Source organism: Stenotrophomonas sp. YJH_SMC_14-1, from assembly GCF_059372275.1.
On the sequence record NZ_JCAFVK010000005.1, the window covers coordinates 1 to 26008 of the forward strand.

Consider the following 26008-nt stretch of genomic DNA (forward strand, 5'->3'; position numbering starts at 1 on the left):
GCGAGTACGCTTCGTCAGAGCAACGTGATGCCGTGCTGCCTGAATGGCTGCATTACTACAACTGGCACCGACCCCACATGGGGATCGGCAGCCAACCGCCTATTTCCAGAATCCCGCTGAACAACGTGGTGGGTTTACACAGCTAGTCGACTATCGCGCGATCGCGCGATCGCGCGGGATTTTCGGCGTCCGAATCAAGAGCAGTCGACTAACAGTCGACTCTACCCGTTTCCGCTTTGCGGAAACAGAAACGCGCCCCGTGGGGCGCGTTTCTGCAGCTGTCGCTGAAAAGAAGGCTTACGCCTTCTTTTCCGCTTCCAGCTGCTTGCGAATCTGCGCATCCACCGCCGCAATGGCGGTCATGTTCAGGATCCTGCGCGAGGTCGCGCTGGTGGTCAGGATGTGCACCGGCTTGTTCACGCCCATCAGGATCGGGCCGATCGCCACGCCGTCGGTGAACACACGCACCAGGTTGTAGGCGATGTTGGCCGCTTCCAGGTTCGGCAGCACGAACAGGTTGGCGCGGCCCTGCAGGGTCGAGCCCGGCAGCAGCTTCTGGCGCAGCGCTTCATCCCACGCGGTGTCGCCCTGCATTTCACCGTCCACGTTCAGACGCGGGTTGCGCTTGAGCAGCAGCTCGCGCACCTGGCGCATCTTCAGCGCGTCCTTGGAATCGTGGCTGCCGAAGTTGGAGTGCGACAGCAGCGCCACCTTCGGCTCGATGCCGAACAGCTTCATGCGGTAGGCCGCCTGCAGGGTCGCTTCGCACAGCTGCTCGGCGGTCGGGTCTTCCTGCACGTGGGTATCGACGAAGAAGAACACGCCCTGCTGGTTGATCACGCCGGTCATCGCAGAGGTCGAGGTGACCTTCGGCTCCAGCGGCAGCACGCTGCGCACGTAGCCCAGCTTCTTGTGGAAGCGGCCGACGATGCCGGTCAGCATCGCATCAGCTTCGCCACGGGCCACCATCACCGCCGCGATCAGGGTCGGGCGCGAACGCATCAGGTTCTTCGCCGCGGCCACGGTCACGCCACGACGGCCGGTCAGGCCGTGGTAGTACTGCCAGTATTCGTTGAAGCGCGGGTCGTCGTTGATGTTGGTGACTTCAACGTTCTCGCCGATCTTCAGGCGCAGGCCGAGGCGCTCGATGCGCGACTCGATCACTTCCGGGCGGCCGATCAGGATCGGGTGCGCCAGGCCGTCGTCGACCACGTTCTGCACCGCCTGCAGCACCACTTCCTCTTCGCCCTCGGCGTACACCACGCGCTGCTTGTCGCTGCGCGCGCGGTCGTAGACCGGCTTCATCATCAGGCTGGTGCGGTAGACGAACTGGGCCAGCTTGTCACGGTAGGCGCCCATGTCCTCGATCGGGCGCGAGGCCACGCCCGAGTCCATCGCGGCCTGGGCCACGGCGGCCGACAGCTCCACCAGCAGGCGGCGGTCGAACGGACGCGGGATCAGGTATTCACGGCCGAAGCTCGGCGTCTCGCCACCGTAGGCCGAGCCCATGTCGGTGGCCGCACGACGTGCCAGCGCCGCGATGGCGCGCACGCAGGCGATCTTCATTTCCTCGTTGATCGCGGTGGCGCCCACGTCCAGCGCACCACGGAACAGGTACGGGAAGCACAGCACGTTGTTGACCTGGTTCGGGTAGTCCGAACGGCCGGTGCCGATGATCGCGTCCGGACGCGCGGCGCGCGCCACCTCCGGCATGATTTCCGGGGTCGGGTTGGCCAGCGCGAAGATCACCGGATCCGGCGCCATGGTCTTGACCATGTCGGCGGTCAGGATGCCGGGTGCCGACAAGCCCAGGAAGATGTCCGCGCCGTCGACGATCTCGGCCAGGGTGCGCTTGTCGGTGTCGCGCGCATAGCGCTGCTTTTCCGGATCCAGGTCGGTACGACCGGTGTGGATCACGCCCTCGCGGTCGAAGGCCAGGATGTTTTCCGGCTTCAGGCCCAGCTGCACCAGCATGTTCACGCAGGAAATGCCGGCTGCGCCCATGCCCGTGGTCGCCAGCTTCACGTCTTCGATCTTCTTGCCGGTGATCGCCATGGCGTTGAGCACCGCCGCGCCGACGATGATCGCCGTGCCGTGCTGGTCGTCATGGAACACCGGGATCTTCATGCGCTCGCGCAGCTTGCGCTCGACCACGAAGCATTCCGGCGCCTTGATGTCTTCCAGGTTGATGCCGCCGAAGGTCGGCTCCAGCGAGGCGATGATGTCGACCAGCTTGTCCGGGTCGGTTTCATCCACTTCGATGTCGAACACATCGATGCCGGCGAACTTCTGGAACAGCACGCCCTTGCCTTCCATCACCGGCTTGCCGGCCAGCGCGCCGATGTTGCCCAGGCCCAGCACCGCGGTGCCGTTGGAGATCACCGCCACCAGGTTGCCGCGGGCGGTCAGCTCGCTGGCCTGCTGCGGGTCGGCCTTGATCGCTTCACAGGCGTACGCCACGCCCGGCGAATACGCCAGCGACAGGTCGCGCTGGGTCAGCATGGGCTTGGTAGCGGAAACCTTGATCTTTCCCGGCGGGGACATCCGGTGGTAATCGAGGGCGGCCTGTTTGAAATCTTCGTTGGACATCGATGTGGGTTACATGAATGGGCAGAAGGGACAGGGGATGATACCCCCGTTGGAGCGTCTGGACCTGTCGCTATCCTGTCGCAGGCATGCTGCGACTGCACAATTCCGTGCCGTATGCGACGGTACTGGGATGCCAGCATCGGCGCCCCCGATGACAGCCATGGGACGCCCTGAAACGCCGCGGGGCCGTACCACTGTCGTGATCGGCCCCGCGGTACCACACACCTGGGTCAGCCCTTGGCCGGCAGCGCCTCGGGCAGTGCGTCCACCGGCGGCGGCAGCTCGCTTTCGCGGCCATCCAGCGCCAGCTGCAGGCGGTTGCGGTCCAGCGCGCCTTCCCAGCGCGAAACCACCACGGTGGCCACCGCATTGCCGATGAAGTTGGTCAGCGAGCGGCATTCGCTCATGAAACGGTCCACGCCCAGGATCAGCGCCATGCCGGCCACCGGTACCTCCGGCACCACGGCAAGGGTGGCGGCCAGGGTGATGAAGCCGGCACCGGTGACGCCGGCCGCCCCCTTGGAGCTGAGCATGGCAACCAGCAGCAGGGCGATCTGGTGGCCCAGGGTCAGTTCGGTGTTGGTGGCCTGGGCAATGAACAGTGCCGCCAGGGTCATGTAGATGTTGGTGCCGTCCAGGTTGAACGAGTAGCCGGTCGGGACCACCAGGCCCACCACCGACTTGCTGCAACCGGCGCGTTCCATCTTCTCCATCAGCGACGGCAGCGCCGACTCCGACGAGGAAGTGCCCAGCACCAGCAGCAGCTCGGCCTTCAGGTAGCGCGCCAGCTTGAACACCGAGAAGCCGCACAGTCGGCAGACCACACCGAGGATCACCGCCACGAACAGGAACGCGGTGAGGTAGAACGAGCCCACCAGCCACGCCAGGTTGACCAGCGAACCGACGCCGTACTTGCCGATGGTGAAGGCGATGGCGCCGAAGGCACCGATCGGGGCGGCCTTCATCAGGATGTGCACCAGCTTGAACACCGGGGCGACCAGCGCCTCCAGGAAGTTCAGGATCGGCTTGCCCTTCTCGCCCACCGAGGCCAGCGCGATGCCGAACAGCACCGCGATGAACAGCACCTGCAGGATGTTGCCGTCGACGAAGGCGCTCACCAGCGTCTTCGGAATGATGTCCATCAGGAAACCGACCAGGGTCAGGTCGTGCGACTTCTCGACGTAGCTGTGCACCGCGGTCTGGTCCAGCTCGGCCGGGTTGATGTTCATGCCGGCGCCGGGCTGTACCACGTGCGCCACGATCATGCCCACGATCAGTGCCAGCGTGGAGAAGAATAGGAAGTACGCCATTGCCTTGGCGAACACCCGACCCACCGTGCGCAGGTGGGTCATGCTGGCGATGCCGGTGACGATGGTGAGGAAGATCACCGGCGCGATGATCATCTTCACCAGGTTGATGAAGGCATCGCCGAGCGGCTTCATCTTCTCGCCGATCAGCGGTTCGTAGTGGCCGAGGATGGCGCCCAGGACGATCGCCACGATCACCTGGAAATACAGCTGGCGATAGATCGGCAACGGCTTTGCAGGCGCCGGGGCTGCGGTCGGGATGTGCATGGCGGACTCCGGAAGGGGCGTTTTCAGGCACGTACGGCCCCGGGACAGCACGGGAACCGTTACCGTGGAAACTGATCGCAGGCCCTGTGCTGCATGCGCAGGAGGTGCGACCAATGGACGCCTTTGTACGCGCCGGGCACGCCGGCGCAGATAACCTATTGGTACTAGCCCCCCGGTTCAGGTGGCGGCGATGCCTACACTGGCGCCGCACCGCCCGATCCTGGGGAGGCCGGTGGCCCGTGCTGAACGGCCGGGCGCGTCATTGCGAAAGTTTCGGCCCCTGCGGCCGTTGTTGTCCTGTCCACACGCAATCTGAGAGAGCCGCACCCAACATGCGCCCGATTCCCACCTTGCTGGCCCTGTCGCTGGCCGCGCTTCCCGTCTTCGCTTCGGCTGCCGATTTCGACAACTGGCCGACCAAGTACGCCTTCGGCGACGGCACCGAGTTGGCCGCTACCGCCAACATCGCCTACGACTACAACGATTTCTCCTCGGGCAGCGGCCTGGAGGACGACGACGCCGTGCGCCGCAAGGAGTTCGGTGCGACGCTGAAGAAGAAGGGCGTCTACGACGCGATGGTCTACTACGACTTCCAGTCCGATACCTGGCTGGACGTGTTCGTGCGCTTCGAGAGCAAGGCCTTCTTCGGCCGCGACATCGGCCGCTTCCGCTTCGGCTATATGAAGACCCCGGTCGGCCTGGATGCGAACACCTCTTCGCGCGCCGGCAGCTTCCTGGAAACCGCGCTGCCCGTGCAGGCCTTCTACGAAGGCCGCCGCACCGGCGTGGAATGGGTGCTGGAGCGTCCGCAGTACCTGCTGCAGGCCGGCGCCTATGGCGGCAAGGACCTGCAGGGTGACAACCCCGGCACCACCCAGGCAGTACGTGCGGTGTGGACCCCGGTGAAGGCGCCGGGTGACGTGATCCACCTGGGCCTGGCCTACTCGCAGGAAAATCCGCGCGGTTACAGCGATGGCCGTGACGTGCACCACGAGGCCAGCGCGCGCCTTCGCGCACGCCCGGAAGCCGGCCTGACCGACATCCGCTACGTCGATTCCGGCGCCCTGGTCACCGCCGACCAGATCCGCCGCACCGGCCTGGAAGGCATCTGGATCCGCGGCCCGTTCTCGCTGCAGGCCGAAGCCCTGCGCGCCACGGTCACCCGCCATGACGGCAAGCCCGACTACACCGGCAGCGGCCAGTATGCGATGGCCAGCTGGGTGCTGACCGGCGAGTCGCGCCCGTACAACGCAGGTGCCGTGGCCAACATCAAGCCGGCGCACGACTACGGCGCGGTGGAACTGGTGGCCCGTTACAGCCGCATGGACCTGGACGATGGCAGCATCCTTGGTGGCCGCCAGCACGACCTGACCCTGGGCGCGAACTGGTACCTGACCAGCCACTTCAAGTTCCAGGCCAACTACGTGAAGGTCGACGCCAGCCGTCGCGGTGTGCACAGCACGCCGGAGATCTTCGAGCTGCGCGCGCAGATGCACTTCTGACCCCTTCCACGTCAGATCCCGGCGGGCGTGCACGCCACGCCCGCCGGCCCTGCGTAGACTGCCGCCATGTACTGGCTCAGCCGCCATCGGATGCTGTTGCTGACCATCCTGGTGATGGTCGGTGGCACCGTGCTGTGTGCAGTCGCCGCCGGCCACTACGCCTGGCGGCGCGCCCTCGGCGAGGAAAGCAGCCAGGTGCAACGCCAGCTGCAGCTGTACGGCCAGGGCCTGCAGCAGCGCATCGACCGCTTCGGCACGTTGCCGCAGGTACTGGCGCTGGATCCGGATCTGCTGCACGCCCTGCGTGTGCCACCCTCGCCCACCGAACAGCAGCGGCTGAACCTCAAGCTGCAACGCGCCAATGAAGTCACCCGTGCCTCGACCCTGACCCTGGTCGGCCACGACGGCGTGGCAGTGGCGGCCAGCAACTGGGACCAGCCGACCAGCAACGTCGGCGAGAACTACAGCTACCGCCCCTACTACCGGCAGGCGCTGGCGCAGGGCCGCGGCCGCTTCTACGGCATCGGCATGACCACCGGCGTACCCGGCTACTACCTGTCGCAGGCCATCGAGGAAGACGGCAAGCGGCTCGGCGTGGTGGTGATCAAGGTCGAGCTGTCGGCGCTGGAGCAGGAATGGTTGAGCAGCCCGGACGTGGTGCTGGCCAGCGACGACCATGACGTGGTGTTCCTGGCCAACCGTGACAGCTGGCGCTACCGCCTGCTGCGCCCGCTGGGCGCCGATGAGCGCCGCGAAATGCTGGACGCCCGCCAATACGCCGACCGCGCGCTGCAGCCATTGCGCGCGCGTACTGAAGACGTGCTTGCCGATGGTGGCCGCATGGTGCGCCTGCTCGATCCCGCGCTGCCGCAGCCGATGCTGTGGCAAAGCCTGCCGCTGCCCGCCGAAGGCTGGAAGCTGCATCTGCTGCACGACGCCAGCGCCGCCACCGCCGCCGGTCGCGCAGCCGCCCTCACCGGAGGTGCCGCGTGGCTGGCGCTGGGCTTCCTGGTGCTGTTCGTGCAGCAGCGCCGACGCCTGGCCAAGCATCGCCTGCGCAGCCGCCGCGAACTGGAAACCCTGCTCAAGCAGCACGCACAGGAACTGCGCACCGCACAGGATGGCCTGCTGCAGGCGGCCACCGACGCCGACAGCGGACTCAGCCGCAGCCTCGAACACCTGCCGCAGGGCGTGGTGGTGATCGACCGCGAACTGCGCCTGGTCGCGTGGAACTCGCGCTACCTGGAACTGTTCCGTTTCCCACAGGACCTGGTTCGCGTCGGCCGGCCGATCGAGGAACTGTTCCGCTTCAACGCACGCCGTGGCCTGCTCGGTCCGGGCCCGGTCGATGAAGCAATCGAGCGTCGCCTGAACCACCTGCGCAGCGGCCGCCCGCACATGCGCGAGAGCGAGAAGGACGACGGCACGGTGCTGGAGATCCGTGGTAATCCGCTGCCTGACGGCGGCTTCGTCACCAGCTATGCCGACATCACCAGCTACAAGAACGCCGCGCGCGAACTGCGCTCGCTGGCCGATGCGCTGGAGCACCGCATCGCCGAGCGCACCCATGATCTGGAAGAAGCACGCCGCGAAGCCGAGCAGGCCAACCGCTACAAGACCCGTTTCGTTGCCTCGGCCGTGCACGACCTGCTGCAGCCCCTCAACGCGGCGCGCATGTTCGTCTCGGTGCTGCGCGGCAAGCTGAGTGACCCGGCGCAGCAACAGACCAGCGACCACATCGATGCTGCATTGGCCGCGCAGGATGCGATCCTCAACAGCCTGCTGGATATCGCGCGCCTGGAATCGGGCAGCCTGCCCACGCGCGTACAGGCGTTCCGGCTCGGGCCTTTGCTGCAGACGCTTGCACGCGAGTTCGGCATCGCCGCGCAGTCACGCGGGCTGGCGGTCGACTGGGTCGACACCGCTGCGGTGGTGGTCAGCGATGAAGCGCTGCTGCGCCGCATCCTGCAGAACTTCCTGTCCAACGCACTGCGCTACAGCGATCGTGGCCGCGTGCTGCTCGGCTGCCGTCGCCGCGAAGGCCTGCTGTGGATCGAAGTTCACGACCAAGGCCCCGGCATTCCCGATGCGCTGCAGGGCGAGATCTTCGAGGAGTTCCGCCGCCTGCACGACGGCCAGCAGCGCGGCGCCGGCCTTGGCCTGGCGATCGTCGACCGCATCGGTCGGCTGCTCGGCCACCCGATCCGGCTGCGCTCGCAGCTGGGCCAGGGCAGTGTGTTCGCGGTGGGCGTGCCGTTCGGCGAAGCCAGCGCGATTCCCGCTACTGCTCCTGTGCCGGTGCTGGTGCAGGAACCGGCCGCGGACAATCCGCTGCGCGGTCGCCGGGTGTGGGTGATCGACGACGATCCGCACGTCTGCGCCGCCAGCCGCGCGCTGCTGGAGCGCTGGGGCTGCGAGGTGGCGCTGGCCGACGGCCCGCAGGCGGCGCTGCAGCTGGCGGCAACAGGCGCGGTGCCGGAGCTGGTGCTGCTGGATGTGCGCATGGGCGATCACCACGGGCCGGTGCTGTACGAGACGCTGGCCGAGTTGTGGCAGGCCCGCCCACCGGTGGTGCTGGTCACCGCCGAGCGCGATGCGGGATTGCGTGAGATGGCCGCCGAGCGCGGCTGGGGAATGATGGCCAAGCCGGTGAAGCCGCCGGCGCTGCGGGCGTTGATGAGCCAGTTGTTGATCCGCCATCGCGGGTAGTTTCCAGCCAACGGCGCAGCCCCTTGTGGGTGGTCGCACAAAGCAGTTCATCGGTGGGGCCGGGCAGATGGGCTGCACAGGGGCCGCTGCAAGTACGTCCCTGTAAGCTCGGTCGCCGCATCCATGCGGCTCACGCCCCTGTGCAGCCCATCTGCCCGGCCACGGACACGTTCCGTGCGCGTCCACCCTCGGAGAAGAAAAAAGATCAAAAGCGGGTCGCGCGCTGCGCTTGCTCGTGTAGAGCCGAGCCCATGCTCGGCTTCACGGACCGGCCAGAAAGCAGCCGAGCGTGGGCTCGGTTCTACGAAAAATGGCCTGCCAGGCTGCCTTTGCTTTTGATCTTCTTTTCTCTTCCGTGGGTGACAGGCCACCGAAATCTGTCAGAGGTCGGTCGGGTTGGGTGCGCGGGGGTGTCAGCCGCATGGATGCGGCTGCCAAGCCTCCAGGGACGGATTCACGGCGTCCCCCGCGCACCCAACTCGACCGGCCCGCTCGCAGCTTCTGCTTTCAGCGACCAACCCAAACCCACCCACGAGGGGCTGCGCCGTTGGCTGGAAACTACAACCCGATGCCGGCGTCGCCCTCAGGCTCCAGCGCCTTCACCAGTACCGCTGCCTGTGTGCGGCTGTGGCATTCGAGCTTCTTCAGGATCGCAGTGACATGTACCTTCACCGTGTTCTCGGCCAACCCCAGCGTGTAGGCGATCTGCTTGTTGAGCAGGCCATCGGCCAGGCACAGCAGTACCCGGAACTGCTGCGGGGTCAGCTGGGCCAGGCGGCTGGCCAGCAGTGCGTCGGCCTCGGAGCGTTCGGCGGCCATCGCCGGGAACCACAGGCCACCATCGAGCACCGCCTGCACCGCCTCGCCGATGGTCTCGGCCGGAGCAGACTTTGGAATGAAACCAGCCGCGCCGAACTGCTGGGCACGACGGATCACCCGCGGATGGTCGTTGGACGAGAGGATCACCACCGGAATGTCCGGATGCGAGCCGCGCACGTGCAGCAGGGCGGAGAAACCGTGCGCGCCGGGCATGGTCAGGTCCAGCAGCACCAGGTCCACATCCGGGTGGGCATCCAGCGCTTCGGCCAATGCCTCGGCGCTGGCGACCTCGCGCACCTGCGCCAGCGGCAGGCTCTGCCGCAACGACTGCACCACCGCCGAACGCAGCAGCGGGTGGTCATCGGCGATCAGGATGGTGTATTCGCTCATGCCGCCATTGTACGGGCAGGCCGGAGCCTCAGCGCCCCGCCGGCTCCACGCTGCTGCGCCAGGCATCCAGGAACTGGCGGCGCTTGAGTGCGTCCAGGTACACCAGCAGGCCCGGGCCGAGCTGGATCGGGCGGCGGCTGCGGCCGGGCGCATCGTCGCCACGTGCGTTGCCGGTCACGATCGGCATCAGTCGTGCCTCGCGCGACAGCACCTGCTGGCCACGCGGTGACAACAGGTAGTCGAGGAAGCGCCGGGCTTCTTCCGGGTGTGGGCCGGTACGTGGAATCACCGCGGTACGCAGCACCACCAGCGTGTAGTCCTCGGGCTCCACGATCGCCAGCGGCGCACCCGCGTCGATGCGCGCCTGCGCGTAGGAGCCGAGCACGTTGTAGACCAGCGACAGCTGTCCGCTGGCGACCTTGTCCAGCAGCACGCCGGTGCGCTCCTCGCGCACCACGTCGTTGTCGCCCAGCGCGCCCAGCAACGCGCCGGCGATGCTGCCACGCTGCGCATCCTGGGTAGACAACAGGTAGCCGACACTGCTGCGCTCGATGTCATAGGTACCGACCCTGCCGCGCAGCGGTGCCCCCTCCGCGCGCAACCGGTCCAGCAGTTGCCGACGCGTGTGCGGCACCTTCGCAGCCGGCAGTGCGCGGGTGTTGTAGACCATCACCACCGGCTCGTAGCTGATGCCGAAGGCCTCGTTGCGCCACTGCGCCCAGGCCGGTAGCGCAGCGGTCTGCGCCGAACGATGCGGCAGCGCGTGGCCGTCGTTGACCAGCTTGGTCTGCAGGTCCATGCCGCTGGAGATCAGCAGGTCCGGCGATGCCGGTCCGCCGCGGTCGTGCAGGTACCGCGCGTACAGGTCCTGGGTGATGATGTCCTCGTACACCACCTCAGTGCCGGGGTGCAGCCGCTGGTAGTCGGCAATCACTACCGCGAAAACTTCGATGTCGGTGGTGCCGTGGATGCGCAGCTGCGCAGTGGCCTTTGCCTGGGCCCGGAAGCGGCGCACGTCGCCCGGTGCCGCAAGCACCGGCAGGGCCAGCAGCAAGGCAACAGCAGCAGCGAACAGGCGGATCATGGACTGCTCCGGGGCAGGCGGATGGTGGCGACCAGCCCGCCCTGTGGGCGATTGCTGAGGTCGATGCGACCGCCATGGCTGTCGACCACGCGCTTGACGATGGCCAGGCCAAGCCCGGCGCCGCCGGACGGCGCGCCTTCGCCACGGGCGAAGCGCTCGAACACGCGTTCGGCATCGGCGGCGGCAATGCCGGCACCGTGGTCGGCGATGGTCAGCACGGCCTGCCCGCCTTCCACGGTCAATGCGATCTGCAACGGCCCATCACCACCGTACTTCAACGCGTTGTCGACCAGGTTCTTGATCGCCTCGCGCAACAGCAGCGCATCGCCATGTACCTGTACCGGCTCGGCGGTCATCGCCAGTTGTACGCGCGGTGCCGGGCCGGCCTGCGGCAGTGCTTCATGCAGGGCCTGGTGCACGGTCTCGGCCAGGTCCACCGCTGCAAAGCGCTGCAGATGCGAGCGATGGATCACGCTGGCATCGCTGAGCAGCTGGTTCAGCAACCGGCTCATGTGGGTGGCATTGCGTTCAATCGCCTGCAGGCTGCGCCGCATGTCCTCGGGGTCGTCGTCATCGAGCGCCAGCTGTGCCTGCGCGCGCAGGGCAGCCAACGGCGTACGCATCTGGTGCGCGGCCTCGGCCATGAACGCGCGCAAGGTCTCGTTGCTGCTGGACAGTCGTTCCATGAAGCGGTTCAACGCCGCCACCATCTGGTCCATCTCGCGCGGCACGCGCGCATCCAGCGGTTTCAGATCGGACGGCTCGCGGCGCGACAGCTCGCGTTCCACCCGCACCAATGGCCGGAACGCGCGATGCACGCCAAAGGCCACCAGCGCCAGCAGCAGCCCGGACAGCACACCGATCGCCAGCAATGCACGGTTGACCATGTCCTGCGCAACCGCTTCACGTGCACGCCGGGTCTGGCCGACCTGCACCTGCACCTCGCCCTGCGCCGACGCGGCGGCGAAACTGCGGCCGACCACCACGAAGCGCACGGTCTCGCCGCTGTATGCCGCATCAAACAGCTGCGGTTGCGTGCCGGGCCGACGCGGTGGCGCCGGCAGGTCGCCGTAGCCGGTGATCAGATTGCCGCGACTGTCGGCGACCCGATAGAACACACGGTCTTCCGGGGCCATCGCCAGCAGGTCCAGCGCGGCATAGGGCAGATCGACCTGCCACTGGCCATCGACCAGGGCCACCGAATCGGCGATGGACAGTGCCGAGGACACCAGCAGATGGTCGTAGGAACGGTTGGCGGCGCGCTGGCCATAGCCGCGCGCGGCAAACAGCAGGGCCACCGCGAACACCGCCAGCAACGCGCCGAGGTAGACCAGCAGCGTGCGCCGCAGCGAGCCCGGTGCGGCATTCGCGGTACGCGCGTCAGCCATCGGCGTCGGCGCTGCCGTCACTGGCTTCCAGCAGGTAGCCAACGCCGCGCACCGTGGTGATGCGCAGCGGTGCGCCTGCCAGCTTCTTTCTCAGGCGACCGACATACAGCTCGATGGCATTCGGGCCGGCTTCGTCGTCGAAGCCGAACAGGCCGTTGCCGATTTCGTCCTTGCCGACTACCTGGCCGAGGCGGCCGACCAGGATCTCCAGCAGCCGGTACTCGCGGTTGGGCAGTTCGATCGGTTCACCGTCGAGACTGACCCGGTGCGCCGCGTTGTCGAACTGGAAGCCACCGATCTGCACCACTTCGCTGGCCTGCCCACGCGCACGCCGCAGCAGCACGCGGCAGCGTGCTTCGAACTCGCGGAAATCGAACGGTTTGCCCAGGTAGTCGTCGGCGCCGACATCCAGCGCCTGCACGCGGTCTTCGATGCCATCGCGCGCGGTCAGCATCAGCACTGGCGTGCTGTCGCCGCGCTCGCGCATGCCGGCCAGCACGCGCAGGCCATCGAGCTTGGGCAGGCCGATATCCAGCACCACCAGGTCGAAGCTCTGGTAGCGCAGCACGCTGGCCGCCGCCAGGCCATCGGCCTGCCAGTCCACGGCATGCCCACTGCGGCGCATGCGGCGGATGATCGCATCGGCCAGATCCGGGTTGTCTTCGACCAGCAGCAGGCGCATGGGCACGGGGGTGGGAGGGGAAACGAATGCTACCGCATGCCGCTGCCGCGCTCGCCGGGCCCCGCCCGGAGGCAGCAGCGGGCCGCTTTACGCTGCACCGCACAATCCGTTGACAGGACGATGACAGCTTGCCCGACCCAGACTGCGGCCGCGCACCGTCCGGTGCCCACGATTGCCGCGCGCCTGGCGCGCACCTGGGAGGGTTTGTGGAATTCACGTTTGCCTGGCGGCGCCCTGCCGCCATGATGGCGCTGGCTGCCCTGTCGGCGCCGGCCTTCGCCGCGGAAGACGACCGTCCGGTCACCGCCACCCTCGGTGGTCGCCTGCACCTGGACTTCGCCACCTTCGACAACGACAACCGGGGCACCCCGAACAAGGACGACACCGAAATCCGCCGTGCGTGGGTTGACGTGTCCGGCAAGTTCTTCGTGGTCGACTACAAGCTGGAAGCCGATTTCTCCGGCGACCGCGTCGAGGCCAAGGACGTGTACCTGGCACGCAGCTTCGGCAAGGCCGGCAAGCTGACCGTGGGCCAGTTCAAGCAGTACTTCTCGCTGGATGACCGCACCAGCTCCAACTACGGCAGCTTCCTGGAACGTGGCAACGCCGGCACCACGTTGGCGCCGCTGTACCGCTTGGGTGCGTCATGGCAGGCCAACCCCGGTGACTTCACCTGGGCGGCCAGCCTCTACAGCCTGGAGAGCATCGACGCCTGGCAGGTGAAGGGTCGCGCCGCCGGTGGCCGCGTCACCTGGGCACCCTCGCCCAGCGATGGCAACGTGCTGCACCTGGGCCTGTCGCTGGCCCGCGAGGCCTACGACAACCCCGGCGCCAACGGCGTGCCCGGCCTGCGCATCCGCCCGCGCCCGGCCGGCCATCTGTCCGACAACAGCCGCCTGACCCTGGTCGACTTCTCCGCCGGCCGCGATACCGACGTCAACAAGTGGTCGCTGGAATACGCGCAGGTGCGCGGCCCGCTGTCGTGGCAGGGCGAGTTCAGTGGCGCCACCTTCGACGACGGCGCGCAGCGCGGCGATGTAATGGCGGCCTACGGCATGCTCAGCTGGTTCGTCACCGGCGAAAGCCGTGCCTACGACCGCAAGACCGGTCGATTCGCGCGGGTCAAGGACATCCGGCACAAGGCCGGAGCCTTCGAAGTGGCGCTGCGCTACGACCAGATGTGGGGCGCGCAGCATCTCGACGGTGCGCCGGACCTGCGTCGCGGCAGCACCGAAGCCTGGACGCTGGGTGGCAACTGGTACCTGCGCGACAACCTGCGCTTCATGCTCAACGTGATCGAAAGCCGCAACCGTGATCGCCTGGCCGGGGTCACGGTGGACCGCACGCGCGCGGTCACCGGCCGCCTGCAGTACGACTTCTAGGCCCGACATTCCGGGCATTCCGCCCGGGCCCCTTCCACTCCCCACGTCCTGTTTTCGCAAGGAGTCCGCAGATGATGCTGAGCATCCTCGGCTTTGGCATGGTCATTACGTTCATGTACTTGATCATGAGCAAGCGCCTGTCGCCGCTCGTCGCCCTGATCACCATCCCCATCCTGTTCGCGCTGATCGGCGGCTTCGGTGCCGGCATCGACGAGATGATGCTGGAGGGCATCAAGAAGATCGCGCCGACCGGCGTGATGCTGATGTTCGCCATCCTCTACTTCGGGGTGATGATCGACGCCGGCCTGTTCGATCCGCTGGTGCGGGTGATCCTGCGTTTCGTCAAGGGCGACCCGATGAAGATCGTGCTTGGCACCGCGGTGCTGGCGATGCTGATCTCGCTCGATGGCGATGGCTCGACCACCTACATGATCACCGTCTCGGCGATGCTGCCGCTGTACCAGCGGTTGAGCATGAACGCGCTGAACATGACGTGCGTGACCATCCTCGCCGGCGGCGTGATGAACCTGACCCCGTGGGGCGGCCCGACCGCACGCGCGGCCACCGCGCTGCACGTGGACCCGGCCGACGTGTTCGTGCCGCTGATCCCGTCGATGGTGATCGCCTGTGCCGGCGTGCTGCTGCTGGCCTGGTACCTGGGCCTGAAGGAACGCCGCCGCCTCGGCGTGGTGACCCTGCCCAAGGGCGGCAGCTGGATGGACAACAGCGTGTCCGATGACAGCAACCCGCTGCCGACGGTGGAAGACGCCGAAGACATCAAGCGCCCGAAGCTGCTGTGGGTGAACCTGGCCCTGACCGTGGCACTGATGACCGCGCTGATCATCGGCGTGCTGCCGATGCCGGTGCTGTTCATGGTCGGCTTCGCCATCGCCCTGGTGATCAACTATCCGAACCTGGCCGAGCAGCGCCGCCGCGTGGTCAACCATGCCGGCAATGTGCTGTCGGTGGTGTCGCTGATCTTCGCCGCGGGCATCTTCACCGGCATCCTCAACAACACCGGCATGGTCGAAGCGATGTCACACAGCTTCCTGGCGGTGATTCCGGAATCGTGGGGCCCGTACCTGGCGGTGATCACGGCGGTGGCGTCGATGCCGTTCACCTTCTTCATGTCCAACGACGCGTTCTACTTCGGCGTGCTGCCGATCCTGTCCGAGGCTGCCGGCAACTACGGCATCACCCCGGTGGAAATGGCACGCGCCTCGCTGGCCGGCCAGCCAGTGCACCTGCTCAGCCCCCTAGTGCCGTCCACCTACCTGCTGGTGGGCCTGGCCAAGGTCGAATTCGCCGACCACCAGAAGTTCACCCTGAAGTGGGCCATCGCCATCTCGATGCTGCTGATGGTCGGCAGCCTGCTGTTCGGCCTCTATCCCCTCGCCGCCTGACCCTTTGCCAAGGAGCCTTCTGCAATGACGCTTCGAATCGCTTACGTCACCAGTGGAATGGGCAGTGTCGGCACTGCCATCTGCCAGAGCCTGGCCCGCAGCGGCCACACCGTGGTTGCCGGCTGCGCGCCGAACTCGCCGCGCAAGGCCAACTGGCTGCGCGAGCAGCGCGAACAGGGCTTCGACTTCATCGCCTCCGAAGGCAACGCGACGGACTGGGCCTCGACCAGCGCGGCGTTCGCCAAGGTCCGCGCCGAAGTCGGCGAGGTGGATGTACTGGTCAACAATTCCGGCGGCAGCCGCGACCTGCTGTTCCGGCAGATGACGGTGGAGGACTGGAACGCGGTGATCGCGTCCAACCTCAACGCGCTGTTCAACCTGACCAAGCAGGTGGTGGACGGCATGGCCACGCGGGGCTGGGGCCGCATCATCAACATCGGTTCGGTCAGTGCCCACAAGGGACAGATCGGCCAGGTGAACTACGCCACCGCCAAGGCCGCGATGCATGGCTTCAGCCGTGCGCTGGCTGCCGAAGTTGCGTCGCGCGGGGTCACCGTCAACACGCTGTCACCGGGCTACATCGCCAGCCAGGCGATCAGCAGCTTCCCGCCGGATGTGCTGGACCGGCTGGCCGCCTCGGTACCAGTGCGCCGCCTGGGCCGCCCCGAGGAAGTGGCCGGCCTGTGCGCGTGGCTGGCGTCGGATGAAGCCTCGTATGTGACCGGTGCCGACTATCCGGTCAACGGTGGTCTGTACATGGGCTAAGCCCTCCCCCACGGAGTGCGCGGGGGCCGGATCACCTTCAGTTGTGAAGGTGATCCGGCCCCTTTTGTTTCTGCATTTCTGAGACGCACTTCCCGATACATCGGCAGAACCGGTGCTATACCTGCCAGCGCTCGCCGAGCCCGATGGATGAACGGCTGGAATCGCGGATCAAGGAGGTTGGCATGCGTGCATTGCTGATTGCGCTTCTCGTGGTCGCCACTACGCTGCTGGCGACACCGACCCGCGCGGAGCCCCCGCCTATGCGGGTGATCACGGGCCTGGGCTGCCCCGACTGGCTGATCCCAGGCGCGCCCACGCTCGACGCGCAGATCACCGGCCATCCGGAGTGGACCTTCGCCTGGGCTCCCGCGTCCTATACCAATCGCGATCCCATCCGGATCTACATCCAGTCCTTCGACTGCGATTCCTCCGACATTGCAGGCTATTACTTCCGGATCGCAGCCATTGCCCATGAAGTGGGACACGCACTGTATTTCGAAGGTATCGCCTTGAGCACCCGAGGTGCGTTCATCCAGCACTTCTGCACCATGGAGGGGAAAGCGGTACTCAACAACCTCACCGCGCGCAGTGAGCTTCTGGTGACCAGCCTGGGGTACTACGACATCGGCGTAGCTGCGTCCAACGGTCCTGGCCTCATCGCACAGGCCGATGCCGGCGGTGAAGACCTGGACCGGCAGGTAGGTAAGCTGTTCTGCGACAACAACGTAACTTCAACCACCGGCGAGAACTACAACGACTTCTACGGAAGAATCTACGATGAAGCGATCGCAGCCCGTCCCTGAACTTCTTCTGATCCTGAGCCTGTTGGTTGCCGGTTCTGCAACAGCAGCCACGTCCGCTGCCACTGCGGAAGAGGCGGATGCAACCTGGCGGCTCGTGGAGCGCTGGTCCTTGCAGCTGTCACGCTCTGACCTTGTCGCGCAGCTATCACCCCTGGCTCCGGCCGGCTCGCGTTCGGAAGCAAGAATGGGCCGGGGCGACAGCGCCACCATCGATCTGGCGCCATTCGCGGTCGCTGGGAGGATCAAGGGGCCCTCTGGCCAGATCTACACCGACGCGTCGGGGCGAATCATCAAAGGCATTACGCTGCGGCTGAGCGGCGCCTGCATCTCGCGAAAGCAGATGGGTCGTCGCTACCCCGACTTCAATGTCCTTTCCGTGCCGTCAGGGCATAGCCTGGACGAGTCGACGGTGTTCGGCACAGTAGTGAACGGCATCCAGATCGGGTTCTCATTCTCCGAACATGACCGTGACTGCATGGACCAGCTCAAATTGAGCTGGCCTGGGGAGCGCTTCTGATTCCCACCGGCCTACCACCATGACGAACATGTTGCAGGACACGCACCACTGCCCTGCATCGTTCGTTGGTTTTTCGTAAAGAAGGTTTCATGTTCCGTTCGCATAGTGGCCATGCACCGCGCACGCGTGCCGGTGACCACCCCCAATGCAACGGACCACCATGCAGACCCGACACCTGACGATCGCCGTGGCGATCGCCCTCTCCGCCGCCACCAGCGCCCATGCCGCCACCGCCGCCGATACCGGCGCCAGCACCGATGCCGCGCTGAGCGCGCAGACGCTGGATACCGTCTCCGTGATCGGCCAGGGCGAGACCCGCCAGGTGCAGCGCATCACCACCGTCGACAAGCAGGTGCTGCCGCCGGGCACCAGCGGCCAGAAGATCCTCGACCGCCTGCCGGGCGTGTCGGTGCAGTCCAACGATGCCTTCGGCGCCAACGAAGAATCGCAGACCATCAGCCTGCGCGGCTTCGACAAGAGCCGCCTCGGCTACACGCTGGACGGCATCCCGCTGGGCGACAACAGCTACGGCAACTACGACGGCCTGAGCATCGCCCGCGCGATCATCGCCGAGAACCTGGCCGGTGCCGAGCTGTCGCAGGGCATCGGTTCGCTGGGCGTGGCCTCGACCAGCAACCTGGGCGGCACCATCCAGTACTTCTCGATGGACCCGTCCACCGAGTTCGGTGGCCGCGCCAGCGTCACCGTCGGCGACAACAGCCAGCGCCGTGGCTACCTGCGCGTGGATACCGGTGACATCAACGGCTTCTCGGCCTATGTGTCCGGCGTGCACCAGGACCAGGACATGTGGGCCGCGCCCTACCAGAACCAGACCACCCGCCAGTTCAACGCCAAGGCAGTGTGGAATGTCGGCGACCACCGCTTCGGTGCGTTCGTGGCCACCTCGCGCGCCAGCCAGGCCAACTACGCCTACCTGTCCAAGGACATGCTGGCGCGTGGCCTGGGCTGGGATTGGAACATCTACGCGCCGGACTGGGATCGCGCCGTCGCCGCTGCGTACTGCGCGCCGGGCACCTACAACAAGGCACGCTGCAAGTTCAGCGGCGGCGTCAACAGCATCGACGATGCCTACTACCAGAGCCGCGCATTGCGCGACGACAATCTCTATTCGGTCGATGCCGACCTGCGCCTGGGCGAGCAGGGCCGCCTGAAGCTGCTGGCCTATCACCACGACAACCGTGGCCAGGGCCACTGGTGGGCACCGGGCCAGCCATCCTACCCGGGCACCGACAGGATGCTGCCGATCTCGATCCGCAGCACCAACTACACGATCAACCGCGATGGCCTGACCGCCGCATTGTCGTGGACGGTGGGCATCCACGAACTGGAAGCCGGCCTGTGGTACGAGCAGAACGACCACAACGTCTCGCGCAACTTCTACTACATCAGTGGCCCGTTCCTGGACGACCTGTACCTGAAGAACCCTGATCGCCTGCTGTTCAACCAGGACTTCGACATCCGCACGCGCCAGTTCTACGTGCAGGACCGCATGCGCTTCCTGGACCAGCGCCTGACCGTGGACGTGGGCATCAAGAGCCCGAACACCCGCATGCGTGCCACCGCCCAGCCGGGCGTGGAAACCAGCATCGCCTCGGGCACGCTGACCGCCAAGGAATCGGTGCTGCCGCAGGTGGGCCTGGGCTTCAAGCTCAACGCCAACAACGAGCTGTTCGCCTCGTACGCCGAAAACATCGCCGCCTTCGTCGGCGGTGGCAGCGGCGGCCCGCTGCAGGTGTCGCCGGAATCGTTCGCGGCCAGCGCTGGCTTGGAGCCGGAGAAATCCAAGAGCCTTGAAGCCGGCTTCCGTACCTTCGGCGAGAAGTACCAGGCGTCGATCGCGGGTTACAACGTGAAGTTCGACAACCGCCTGCTGTCGTTGAACCCGTGCTCGAGCATCGAAGTCGGCACGCGTCCGGAGTGCGTGACGCGCTTCATCAACGTCGGTTCGGTGAAGAGCTACGGCGCGGAACTGACCTTCATCCTCAAGCCGATCGACGGCCTGCAGTGGTACAACGCGCTGTCCTGGAACAAGACCACCTACGAGGATGACTACACCTCGGGCGGCGCCATCGTTCCGGTGGCCGGCAAGATCACGGTGGATACGCCGCAGCGCATGGCCTCCAGTGAGATCAGCTGGAACCGCGATGGCTTCTTCGCCAGCCTGCGTGCCAAGTACACCGGCAAGCGCTACTACACCTACACCAACGACCAGTCGGTGCCGGGCGTGACCACCTTCGACGCCGGTGCGGGCTACGACTTCGGCCCCGGCCTGGGCCTGCGCAACGTGCGGGTGTCGTTGAACGCGACCAACCTGACCAACAAGCGCTATGCCGGCCAGCTGAGTTCGTTCGCACCGACTGATCCGAAGGGCACGCGTTATGCGATCCATGCAAGCGCGCCGCGACAGTTGTTCATGACGTTGGCGGCGGAGTTCTAAATCGAAAGCGGGCGCTGCGGCGCGTTGATTGTTCCTGCATGGCGTGGGTAGGCAGGCCCATGCAGGACACGCCGTAAACCCCGCTCCACGGTCCGGCCCAGCCGCTGGCGGCTGTGCGTTCGGGCGCTTGCGAAGCAGTGCTTCGCAAGCAAAGCGCCCTCACCCTTGGGGGCTCGATGGCGCCTTGCCGTGTGCGCTGTCCTGCGCACACGGCAAGACCGGGGTTGGGCGTCCTGCCCAACCCGCCCGAGGCATGCCTCGGGCCCATGGCGCCAACGGTCCTGCATGGGCCTGCCTACCCGCGCTCGACAATTCACTGCGCCGGCGCGGAGGCAATGGAAAGCAAGAGCAAAAGCAAAGCGCCGGGCATTGCCCGGCGCTTTGCTTTTCAAGCTCTTCAAGCGCAATTCCTCTGGTGGACCTGCTGCCGCGCCCGCAGAAAACTATCTGGAGGAGGCGGGGCACCCTGGCCAGGACCGTTGGCGCCATGGATGGCGCCATCGAGCACCATGGAGGGGTTTTTGCGTGTCCTGGCCAGGGTGCCCCGCCTCCTCCCCACCGATAGCAGGCAGGCGCTGGAGAATCCGCCAACGCCTTTCATTCCGGCGCCAGCTGGTCCATCCGTATCCGGTTGGCAAACAGCGAGAACGCCAGCATCCCGGCCAGGCCATTCGCCCGGCTCACCCAGTGCGGCAGCCAGCGCGGAGGCTTCAGCACCCCCGCCTCGAACAACGGCGCGAACGCGATCGCATCGGTCAGGCTCATCTTGCCGGCGAACAACCAGCGGCAGACCTGCAGGCGGTCCTCGGCCAGCATGTGGCGGAAGAAGGTGTGCACCGACACCAGGCCGCGCAGGTACACCGTGTCCTTGGTGAAGGCCAGGCCGCCACTCGGCGGCACGCCGCGGAACACGCGCTGTGCCGAGGCGAAACTCTCCTCTGCGTTCTGCCCCGCATCGCAGAAATAGCGGAACACTTCGATGAAATCGGCGCCTTCGCGTGCCATCGCAATCGCTTCGGTACGAAGGCTGATGCGCTTGAGTCGCTCGATGTCGATGCTGCCGGTGATCTGCTCGGCGAAGGTGGCCAGACCTTCCTGGGTGGCGGTCACCCGTGGCGAGGACAATGCCAGGCTCGGCAGCACCGGTTGTTCGCGGCCGTTCAATGCGGTCAGCGAATGCACCAGCGCTTCGTGGTGGAACAGCTGCGCGCGGTCGTAGGCACTGAAGCGGGCACTGGTGCGCAGTCGGATACGGGTCGGACCGGCAGCCGCCTTGGACACCAGTTCCGGGTCGAGCTGCACCTGGATGATGCGCGATTCGAAGAAGGCATCCAGGTCGTTCTGCAGCTGCAGCTGCAGCGCGATGGCCGAGACCGGCACCTGCTCTTCCGGCGCCAGCAGTTCGTGGTCCAGTTCGGCGGCAATCTGGATGAAGTGGCGCGCCGCTTCGCGCGTGCTCGGGCCATTGCCCGGCAGCGGCTGCTCCGGCGCGCCGAACAGCTGCACCGAACAGGTATCGACGGCGGCGGTGCCCAGCCCTTCCAGCAGTTGCGCGGCCAGATCCCAGCTCTGCGCCGACTGCCGCACGTAGTGGCCCAGTGGGTGGCTGTCGTCGCAGTCGGCGGCGATCGCGGCCAGCGCGCGACGTTCTTCGCTGAAGTCCAGCCGTGGGTAATCCACCTTCGGCAGCACCGGCTGACCACGTGCCACGCTGTCCAGGAACGGTGCCTGCACCGTTGCCGGCCAACTGGTCAGGCCCAGCAGGCGGATGCCTCCCACGGCCTCGACCAGGCGCGCATCGAGCGCTGCATGGTGGGCCACGTCACGGTCCAGCGTCGCAGTCGGTTCCATGCGCGGACTATAGCGCCCTGCCCGCGCGTTGGTAGGTGCCAATCTTGGTTGGCATCCGCCGAAGGCGGGCTTCGGACACGTCCGTGCCAACCAAGGTTGGCACCTACCAGAAGCAGGTTTCCTGCACCTGCCAGGCGCGGGCAGAGGCGGGATTCATTGCGCAGATCAGCGCCCATTGCGGTGCAATGGGATCCGACCCCGCGGTACCGATCAGCGCCTACGCGGCTTGCCGGCCGGGCGAAACTGCTGGCCCTTGCCCTTCTTGCCGCCACGCTCCTGCGCGGTCTCGGCCTGGCGGACCGCCAGCTTGGCGGCGGCGGCGGCCACTTCTTCCTTCAGCTTGAAGTAGTTGAGCAGCCGGCTCTCTTCGATCTCACCTGCGTCGATCGCTGCGCGTACGGCACAGCCCGGTTCCTGCTGGTGCTTGCAGTCGTTGAAACGGCACTGTGCGGCCAGCGCTTCGATATCGGCGAAGCCGCCTTCGGACAGCGTCTCTTCACCGGTCGGCTTCAGCTCGCGCATGCCGGGAGTGTCGATCAGGCAGGCGCCGGTCGGCAGCGGCATCAGTGCGCGGTGCGTGGTGGTGTGGCGTCCGCGCGAATCGTTGGCGCGCACCGCGTTGGTCTTCATCCGCTGCTCGCCCAGCAGGGTGTTGGTCAGCGTGGATTTGCCGGCACCGGACGAGCCCACCAGCACCACCGTGCGACCCGGGCCCAGCCACGGTTGCAGCACCGCCACGCTGTCGGCATCCAGGCCATTGATCGCATGCAGGGCGATACCCTGCATCTCCAGCTCTTCCAGCACCGCCAGCGCGTCTTCGCTGTACTCGGTCTGGTCAGCCTTGGTCAGCACCACCACCGGTTCGGCACCGCCACCGCCGACCAGCAGCAGGTAGCGCTCGATGCGCCTCGGATTGAAGTCGGCATCCAGGCCGCAGACGATGAACACCGTATCGATGTTGGCTGCGATCACCTGCTGGTGGTAATGCTCGCCGGCAGCACCACGCTTGATCGCGGTACGACGCGGCAGCAGGGCGACGATGCGGATGCCATCGAGCAGCACCCAGTCACCCACCGCCGGCCGTTCATGGCTGGGGAAGCGCGGGCGCTGCCATTCCGGCAGCGACTCGGCCTTGATCGACGCATCCGGGCCATCGGCCACCACGTAGTGGGTGCGGTGCTGTTCGATCACCCGTGCCGGGCGGGCCTGCGGATGTGCGGCCATCGCGGCCTGCCAGTCGGCCTGCTGCGCCGGGCCCGGCCAGGGCCAGCCAATGGTCTGCAGGGCGATGAAATCGGGGGTCTGGGTCATCGCCGCCATTCTACCTGTGCCGGCGCCCTGCCAGCCCAGCAATGACGGGCCCCGCGCCCTTGCCATGCATTGCAGCAATTCCGGTAGGATGGAAGCCCCATGCCTTTTGACGGCCCAGCTCCCATGTCCACCAACTCGCCCAAGCCCCTGGCCATCCGCGAGCGCCTTTCCGAAGTGCGCTACGAAATCCGCGGAGAACTGGCGCGGCGAGCCCGGGAGCTGGAGGCGCAGGGCCGCAAGCTGATCAAGCTCAACATCGGCAATCCGGGCGCTTTCGGCTTCCGCGCGCCGGAGCACCTGCAGCGTGCGATCGCTGACGACATGGGCCGCACCGACCCGTACACGCACCAGCAGGGCCTACCGGTGGCGCGCGAAGCCATCGCCAGCTACTACGCCCGTCGTGGCGCGCCCGATGCGCACCCGGACCGCGTCTTCCTCGGCAATGGCGTCAGCGAGCTGATCGACCTGTCGCTGCGTGCGCTGCTCAACCCGGGCGATGAAGTGCTGGTGCCCTCGCCCGACTACCCGCTGTGGTCGGCCTCGACCATCCTCAACGATGGCCGTCCGGTGTACTACCGCTGCGCACCGGAGAACGGCTTCCAGCCGGACCCGAGCGAGATCGAGACGCTGGTGTCCTCGCGCACCCGCGCCATCGTGCTGATCAATCCGAACAACCCCAGCGGCGCCAGCTACCCGCGCGAACTGCTGGAGCGCGTGGTCGAGATCGCACGCCGCCACAACCTGTTGCTGCTGGTCGACGAGATCTACGACCAGATCCTGTACGACGACGCGGTGTTCCAGCCGGTCGCGCCGCTGGCCGGTGATCATCCGTGCCTGACCTTCAGCGGCCTGAGCAAGGTGCACCGCGCCTGCGGCTGGCGCGTGGGCTGGGCCCACCTCAGCGGCGACGATGCCCGCCTGGGTGACTTCCGCGCGTCACTGGACCTGTTGGGCGCGCTGCGCCTGTGCGCCAACGTGCCGGGCCAGTACGCCATCGAGGCCGCGGTGAACGGTCCGGACACCATTTCCGAACTGTGCACGCCGGGCGGCCGCCTGTATGAAACCCGCCGCGCGGTCATCGAGGCCTGCGAAGCCAGCGAGCACCTCTCGCTGGTCGCACCGGCCGGCGCGCTGTACGCGTTCCCGGCCGTGGTCGGCGCCGCTGCGAAGGGCTTCGACGACCACAACTTCGCGCTGGACCTGATGAACAACGAAGGCGTGCTGGTGGTGCCGGGCTCGAGCTTCAACGTGCCCTACCGCCATCATTTCCGCGTGACCCTGATGCCGGAGGCCTCGGTGATGCGCGATGTGTTCGCGCGCATCGACCGCGTGCTGGCGCGACGTGCCGAGGACGCGACCAAGGTCGTGCCGCTGAAGCCGCGCCGCTCGGTGGCCTGAGCGTGGCGCTGTCCTACCTGGCGCTGGGCGATTCGTACACCATCGGTGAAGCGGTTGCAGTCGAAGGCCGCTGGCCGCACCAGCTGGCCGCCACGCTGCGTGCGCAGGGCATTGAGCTGTCCGATCCGCAGACCATCGCCACCACCGGCTGGACCACCGACGAACTCGATGCGGGCATCGATGCGGCTGCGCCGCAGGGGCCGTTCGATTTCGTCAGCCTGCTGATCGGCGTCAACAACCAGTACCGCGGGCGTCCGCTGGACGAATACCGCAGCCAGTTCCAGGTGCTTCTGCAGCGGGCGATCGGCTTCGCTGGCGGTGATGCCGGACGCGTGCTGGTGCTGTCCTTCCCCGATTGGGGCGCGACCCCGTTCGGCGCAGGCAGTGGCCGCGACCTGGCCGCGATCGAGATCGAGACCGACGAGTTCAACGCGGCAGCCGAGGTGATCAGCACCCAGCAGGGCGTGGCCTTCGTCGACATCACCGATATCAGCCGCGCACAGGGCGAAGACCCGACGATGATCGCCGAGGATGGCCTGCACCCTTCGGCGCGGATGTACGCGCTGTGGAGCGCACGCGCCCTTCCGGTGGCCGCGCACCTGCTTGGCGGCACGGACTGAGGCGATGGACGGCACGCCACGGAACGGCCCGCCCCTGCCCTGCACTCCCCTGACGGCCCCGCAGGCCCGCTTGATTGCCGAGGCCTTCCGCCCGGCGCAGGCCTGGGGCAGCCGCCGCGACTACTACTACACCCGCGGCAAGCTCGGCAGCGATCCGCTGTACGACGGCGTGCTGCAGCATCTGCCTGACGATGGGCAGCCGGTGCTGGACCTGGGCTGCGGGCTGGGCCTGTTCGCCCATGTACTGCGCCAGCGCGGCGGTACCCAGCGCTACCTTGGCGTGGACGTGGATGCCGGCAAGATCACCCGCGCGAAGCGTGCTGCCGCCGACCTGCATGACGTGCGCTTCGATTGCGTGGATGTGCAGGCGCCGCTGCCGGCGCAGGCCGGGCACGTCCTGCTGCTGGACGTACTGCAGTACCTGGACGCGGGCCCACAGCAGGCACTGCTGCGCGCGGCCAGCGCTCAGGTGGCCCGCGGCAGCTGCCTGCTGCTGCGCACGCCGCTGGCCACCGGCGATGGCCGCGACCGCACCACGCGGGTGGCGGACCGGCTGGCCTGGCTGATCGGCTGGATGGGCACGCGACCACGCCACTACCCCGATCCGCAGGTATTGCAGACAACGCTTGCCGAAGCTGGATTGCAGGTGACCGCACCCCGCCCGCTGCACGGGCGTACCCCCTTCAACAGCTGGCTGCTGGTGGCCAAACGCCCCGCGTTGTAGGACCGAACCCAGGCTCGGCTGTGCTGTTGCGGTAGATCC

Annotated in this window: 20 protein-coding genes; 12 read left to right on the forward strand and 8 right to left on the reverse strand. The window is 66.9% G+C overall.

All coding sequences use genetic code 11. The features are described 5' to 3' along the window. The coding region (locus AC5P9P_RS13170; RefSeq protein WP_495216051.1) for an integrase core domain-containing protein at window positions 1-146 on the forward strand (146 nt) is incomplete at its 5' end. A 151-nt stretch (window positions 147-297) separates the two neighbouring features. On the opposite strand, the gene AC5P9P_RS13175 is transcribed toward AC5P9P_RS13170, so the two are convergent. Together AC5P9P_RS13175 and AC5P9P_RS13180 are read right to left on the reverse strand one after the other, a co-directional pair. Then, entirely contained in the window at window positions 298-2589 is a 2292-nt protein-coding gene (locus AC5P9P_RS13175; protein WP_005410971.1) for an NADP-dependent malic enzyme, read from the reverse strand. A gap of 230 nt (window positions 2590-2819) precedes the next feature. Further along, window positions 2820-4163 (reverse strand): dicarboxylate/amino acid:cation symporter, encoded by a 1344-nt coding sequence (locus AC5P9P_RS13180; RefSeq protein WP_005410972.1) that lies wholly within the window; start codon window positions 4161-4163, stop codon window positions 2820-2822. Between the two features lie 332 nt (window positions 4164-4495). On the opposite strand from AC5P9P_RS13180, the gene AC5P9P_RS13185 reads away from it, so the two are divergent. Together AC5P9P_RS13185 and AC5P9P_RS13190 are read left to right on the forward strand one after the other, a co-directional pair. Continuing rightward, window positions 4496-5665 (forward strand): OprO/OprP family phosphate-selective porin, encoded by a 1170-nt coding sequence (locus AC5P9P_RS13185; RefSeq protein ID WP_483693610.1) that lies wholly within the window; start codon window positions 4496-4498, stop codon window positions 5663-5665. Between the two features lie 66 nt (window positions 5666-5731). Beyond that, entirely contained in the window at window positions 5732-8374 is a 2643-nt protein-coding gene (locus tag AC5P9P_RS13190; protein ID WP_495232851.1) for a hybrid sensor histidine kinase/response regulator, read from the forward strand. Window positions 8375-8932: 558 nt separating this feature from the next. On the opposite strand, the gene AC5P9P_RS13195 is transcribed toward AC5P9P_RS13190, so the two are convergent. Genes AC5P9P_RS13195 through AC5P9P_RS13210 form a run of 4 tightly spaced genes read right to left on the reverse strand, consistent with a single transcriptional unit; the run spans window position 8933 to window position 12737 of the window. Continuing rightward, window positions 8933-9583: a response regulator gene (locus AC5P9P_RS13195; RefSeq protein WP_005414428.1), complete on the reverse strand. Its 651-nt coding sequence runs from the start codon at window positions 9581-9583 to the stop codon at window positions 8933-8935. A 28-nt stretch (window positions 9584-9611) separates the two neighbouring features. Next, the gene (locus tag AC5P9P_RS13200) at window positions 9612-10667 is read right to left on the reverse strand and encodes an ABC transporter substrate-binding protein (RefSeq protein ID WP_495232852.1); all 1056 of its coding nucleotides are present in this window, start codon (window positions 10665-10667) and stop codon (window positions 9612-9614) included. Then, window positions 10664-12055: a sensor histidine kinase gene (locus tag AC5P9P_RS13205; RefSeq protein WP_099523995.1), complete on the reverse strand. Its 1392-nt coding sequence runs from the start codon at window positions 12053-12055 to the stop codon at window positions 10664-10666. The genes AC5P9P_RS13200 and AC5P9P_RS13205 overlap by 4 nt, the downstream gene beginning before the upstream one ends. After that, the gene (locus tag AC5P9P_RS13210) at window positions 12048-12737 is read right to left on the reverse strand and encodes a response regulator transcription factor (RefSeq protein WP_019662067.1); all 690 of its coding nucleotides are present in this window, start codon (window positions 12735-12737) and stop codon (window positions 12048-12050) included. Before AC5P9P_RS13210 ends, AC5P9P_RS13205 begins: the two co-directional genes overlap by 8 nt. 242 nt (window positions 12738-12979) lie before the next feature. On the opposite strand from AC5P9P_RS13210, the gene AC5P9P_RS13215 reads away from it, so the two are divergent. From AC5P9P_RS13215 to AC5P9P_RS13240, 6 genes are all read left to right on the forward strand, one after another. After that, window positions 12980-14119 (forward strand): OprO/OprP family phosphate-selective porin, encoded by a 1140-nt coding sequence (locus AC5P9P_RS13215; protein WP_033835202.1) that lies wholly within the window; start codon window positions 12980-12982, stop codon window positions 14117-14119. A gap of 74 nt (window positions 14120-14193) precedes the next feature. Continuing rightward, a complete protein-coding gene (locus AC5P9P_RS13220; protein ID WP_149501626.1) occupies window positions 14194-15522 on the forward strand; it encodes a CitMHS family transporter in 1329 nt (442 codons plus the stop codon). A 24-nt stretch (window positions 15523-15546) separates the two neighbouring features. Beyond that, entirely contained in the window at window positions 15547-16287 is a 741-nt protein-coding gene (phbB, locus tag AC5P9P_RS13225; RefSeq protein ID WP_005419193.1) for an acetoacetyl-CoA reductase, read from the forward strand. A 182-nt stretch (window positions 16288-16469) separates the two neighbouring features. Further along, window positions 16470-17090: a hypothetical protein gene (locus AC5P9P_RS13230; RefSeq protein WP_065426815.1), complete on the forward strand. Its 621-nt coding sequence runs from the start codon at window positions 16470-16472 to the stop codon at window positions 17088-17090. Then, window positions 17065-17607, forward strand: a complete 543-nt coding sequence (locus AC5P9P_RS13235; protein WP_049450563.1) for a hypothetical protein — start codon at window positions 17065-17067, stop codon at window positions 17605-17607. Before AC5P9P_RS13230 ends, AC5P9P_RS13235 begins: the two co-directional genes overlap by 26 nt. Before the next feature lie 160 nt (window positions 17608-17767). Continuing rightward, window positions 17768-20065, forward strand: coding sequence for a TonB-dependent receptor (locus AC5P9P_RS13240; protein WP_495232853.1), 2298 nt, complete (start codon window positions 17768-17770; stop codon window positions 20063-20065). 597 nt (window positions 20066-20662) lie between these two features. Here AC5P9P_RS13240 and AC5P9P_RS13245 read toward each other — a convergent pair. Together AC5P9P_RS13245 and rsgA are read right to left on the reverse strand one after the other, a co-directional pair. Beyond that, on the reverse strand, window positions 20663-21916 hold the full coding sequence (locus tag AC5P9P_RS13245) for a flavohemoglobin expression-modulating QEGLA motif protein (RefSeq protein WP_024956039.1): 1254 nt from the start codon (window positions 21914-21916) through the stop codon (window positions 20663-20665). Window positions 21917-22126: 210 nt separating this feature from the next. Further along, the gene (gene rsgA, locus AC5P9P_RS13250; protein ID WP_032965961.1) at window positions 22127-23236 is read right to left on the reverse strand and encodes a ribosome small subunit-dependent GTPase A; all 1110 of its coding nucleotides are present in this window, start codon (window positions 23234-23236) and stop codon (window positions 22127-22129) included. A 114-nt stretch (window positions 23237-23350) separates the two neighbouring features. On the opposite strand from rsgA, the gene AC5P9P_RS13255 reads away from it, so the two are divergent. Genes AC5P9P_RS13255 through AC5P9P_RS13265 form a run of 3 tightly spaced genes read left to right on the forward strand, consistent with a single transcriptional unit; the run spans window position 23351 to window position 25969 of the window. Beyond that, a complete protein-coding gene (locus tag AC5P9P_RS13255) occupies window positions 23351-24625 on the forward strand; it encodes a pyridoxal phosphate-dependent aminotransferase (RefSeq protein WP_495232854.1) in 1275 nt (424 codons plus the stop codon). A gap of 2 nt (window positions 24626-24627) precedes the next feature. Continuing rightward, window positions 24628-25245, forward strand: coding sequence for an SGNH/GDSL hydrolase family protein (locus AC5P9P_RS13260; protein ID WP_033835206.1), 618 nt, complete (start codon window positions 24628-24630; stop codon window positions 25243-25245). Window positions 25246-25249: 4 nt separating this feature from the next. Next, a complete protein-coding gene (locus AC5P9P_RS13265; protein WP_033835207.1) occupies window positions 25250-25969 on the forward strand; it encodes a class I SAM-dependent methyltransferase in 720 nt (239 codons plus the stop codon). Window positions 25970-26008 lie beyond the last annotated feature (39 nt).

Bases quoted from the DNA above. Each gene is read 5' to 3' on its own strand.
- AC5P9P_RS13175 (WP_005410971.1), bottom strand. From the start codon at position 2,589: ATGTCCAACGAAGATTTCAAACAGGCCGCCCTCGATTACCACCGGATG.
- AC5P9P_RS13180 (WP_005410972.1), bottom strand. From the start codon at position 4,163: ATGCACATCCCGACCGCAGCCCCGGCGCCTGCAAAGCCGTTGCCGATC.
- AC5P9P_RS13185 (WP_483693610.1), top strand. From the start codon at position 4,496: ATGCGCCCGATTCCCACCTTGCTGGCCCTGTCGCTGGCCGCGCTTCCC.
- AC5P9P_RS13190 (WP_495232851.1), top strand. From the start codon at position 5,732: ATGTACTGGCTCAGCCGCCATCGGATGCTGTTGCTGACCATCCTGGTG.
- AC5P9P_RS13195 (WP_005414428.1), bottom strand. From the start codon at position 9,583: ATGAGCGAATACACCATCCTGATCGCCGATGACCACCCGCTGCTGCGT.
- AC5P9P_RS13200 (WP_495232852.1), bottom strand. From the start codon at position 10,667: ATGATCCGCCTGTTCGCTGCTGCTGTTGCCTTGCTGCTGGCCCTGCCG.
- AC5P9P_RS13205 (WP_099523995.1), bottom strand. From the start codon at position 12,055: ATGGCTGACGCGCGTACCGCGAATGCCGCACCGGGCTCGCTGCGGCGC.
- AC5P9P_RS13210 (WP_019662067.1), bottom strand. From the start codon at position 12,737: ATGCGCCTGCTGCTGGTCGAAGACAACCCGGATCTGGCCGATGCGATC.
- AC5P9P_RS13215 (WP_033835202.1), top strand. From the start codon at position 12,980: ATGATGGCGCTGGCTGCCCTGTCGGCGCCGGCCTTCGCCGCGGAAGAC.
- AC5P9P_RS13220 (WP_149501626.1), top strand. From the start codon at position 14,194: ATGCTGAGCATCCTCGGCTTTGGCATGGTCATTACGTTCATGTACTTG.
- phbB (WP_005419193.1), top strand. From the start codon at position 15,547: ATGACGCTTCGAATCGCTTACGTCACCAGTGGAATGGGCAGTGTCGGC.
- AC5P9P_RS13230 (WP_065426815.1), top strand. From the start codon at position 16,470: ATGCGTGCATTGCTGATTGCGCTTCTCGTGGTCGCCACTACGCTGCTG.
- AC5P9P_RS13235 (WP_049450563.1), top strand. From the start codon at position 17,065: ATGAAGCGATCGCAGCCCGTCCCTGAACTTCTTCTGATCCTGAGCCTG.
- AC5P9P_RS13240 (WP_495232853.1), top strand. From the start codon at position 17,768: ATGCAGACCCGACACCTGACGATCGCCGTGGCGATCGCCCTCTCCGCC.
- AC5P9P_RS13245 (WP_024956039.1), bottom strand. From the start codon at position 21,916: ATGGAACCGACTGCGACGCTGGACCGTGACGTGGCCCACCATGCAGCG.
- rsgA (WP_032965961.1), bottom strand. From the start codon at position 23,236: ATGGCGGCGATGACCCAGACCCCCGATTTCATCGCCCTGCAGACCATT.
- AC5P9P_RS13255 (WP_495232854.1), top strand. From the start codon at position 23,351: ATGTCCACCAACTCGCCCAAGCCCCTGGCCATCCGCGAGCGCCTTTCC.
- AC5P9P_RS13265 (WP_033835207.1), top strand. From the start codon at position 25,250: ATGGACGGCACGCCACGGAACGGCCCGCCCCTGCCCTGCACTCCCCTG.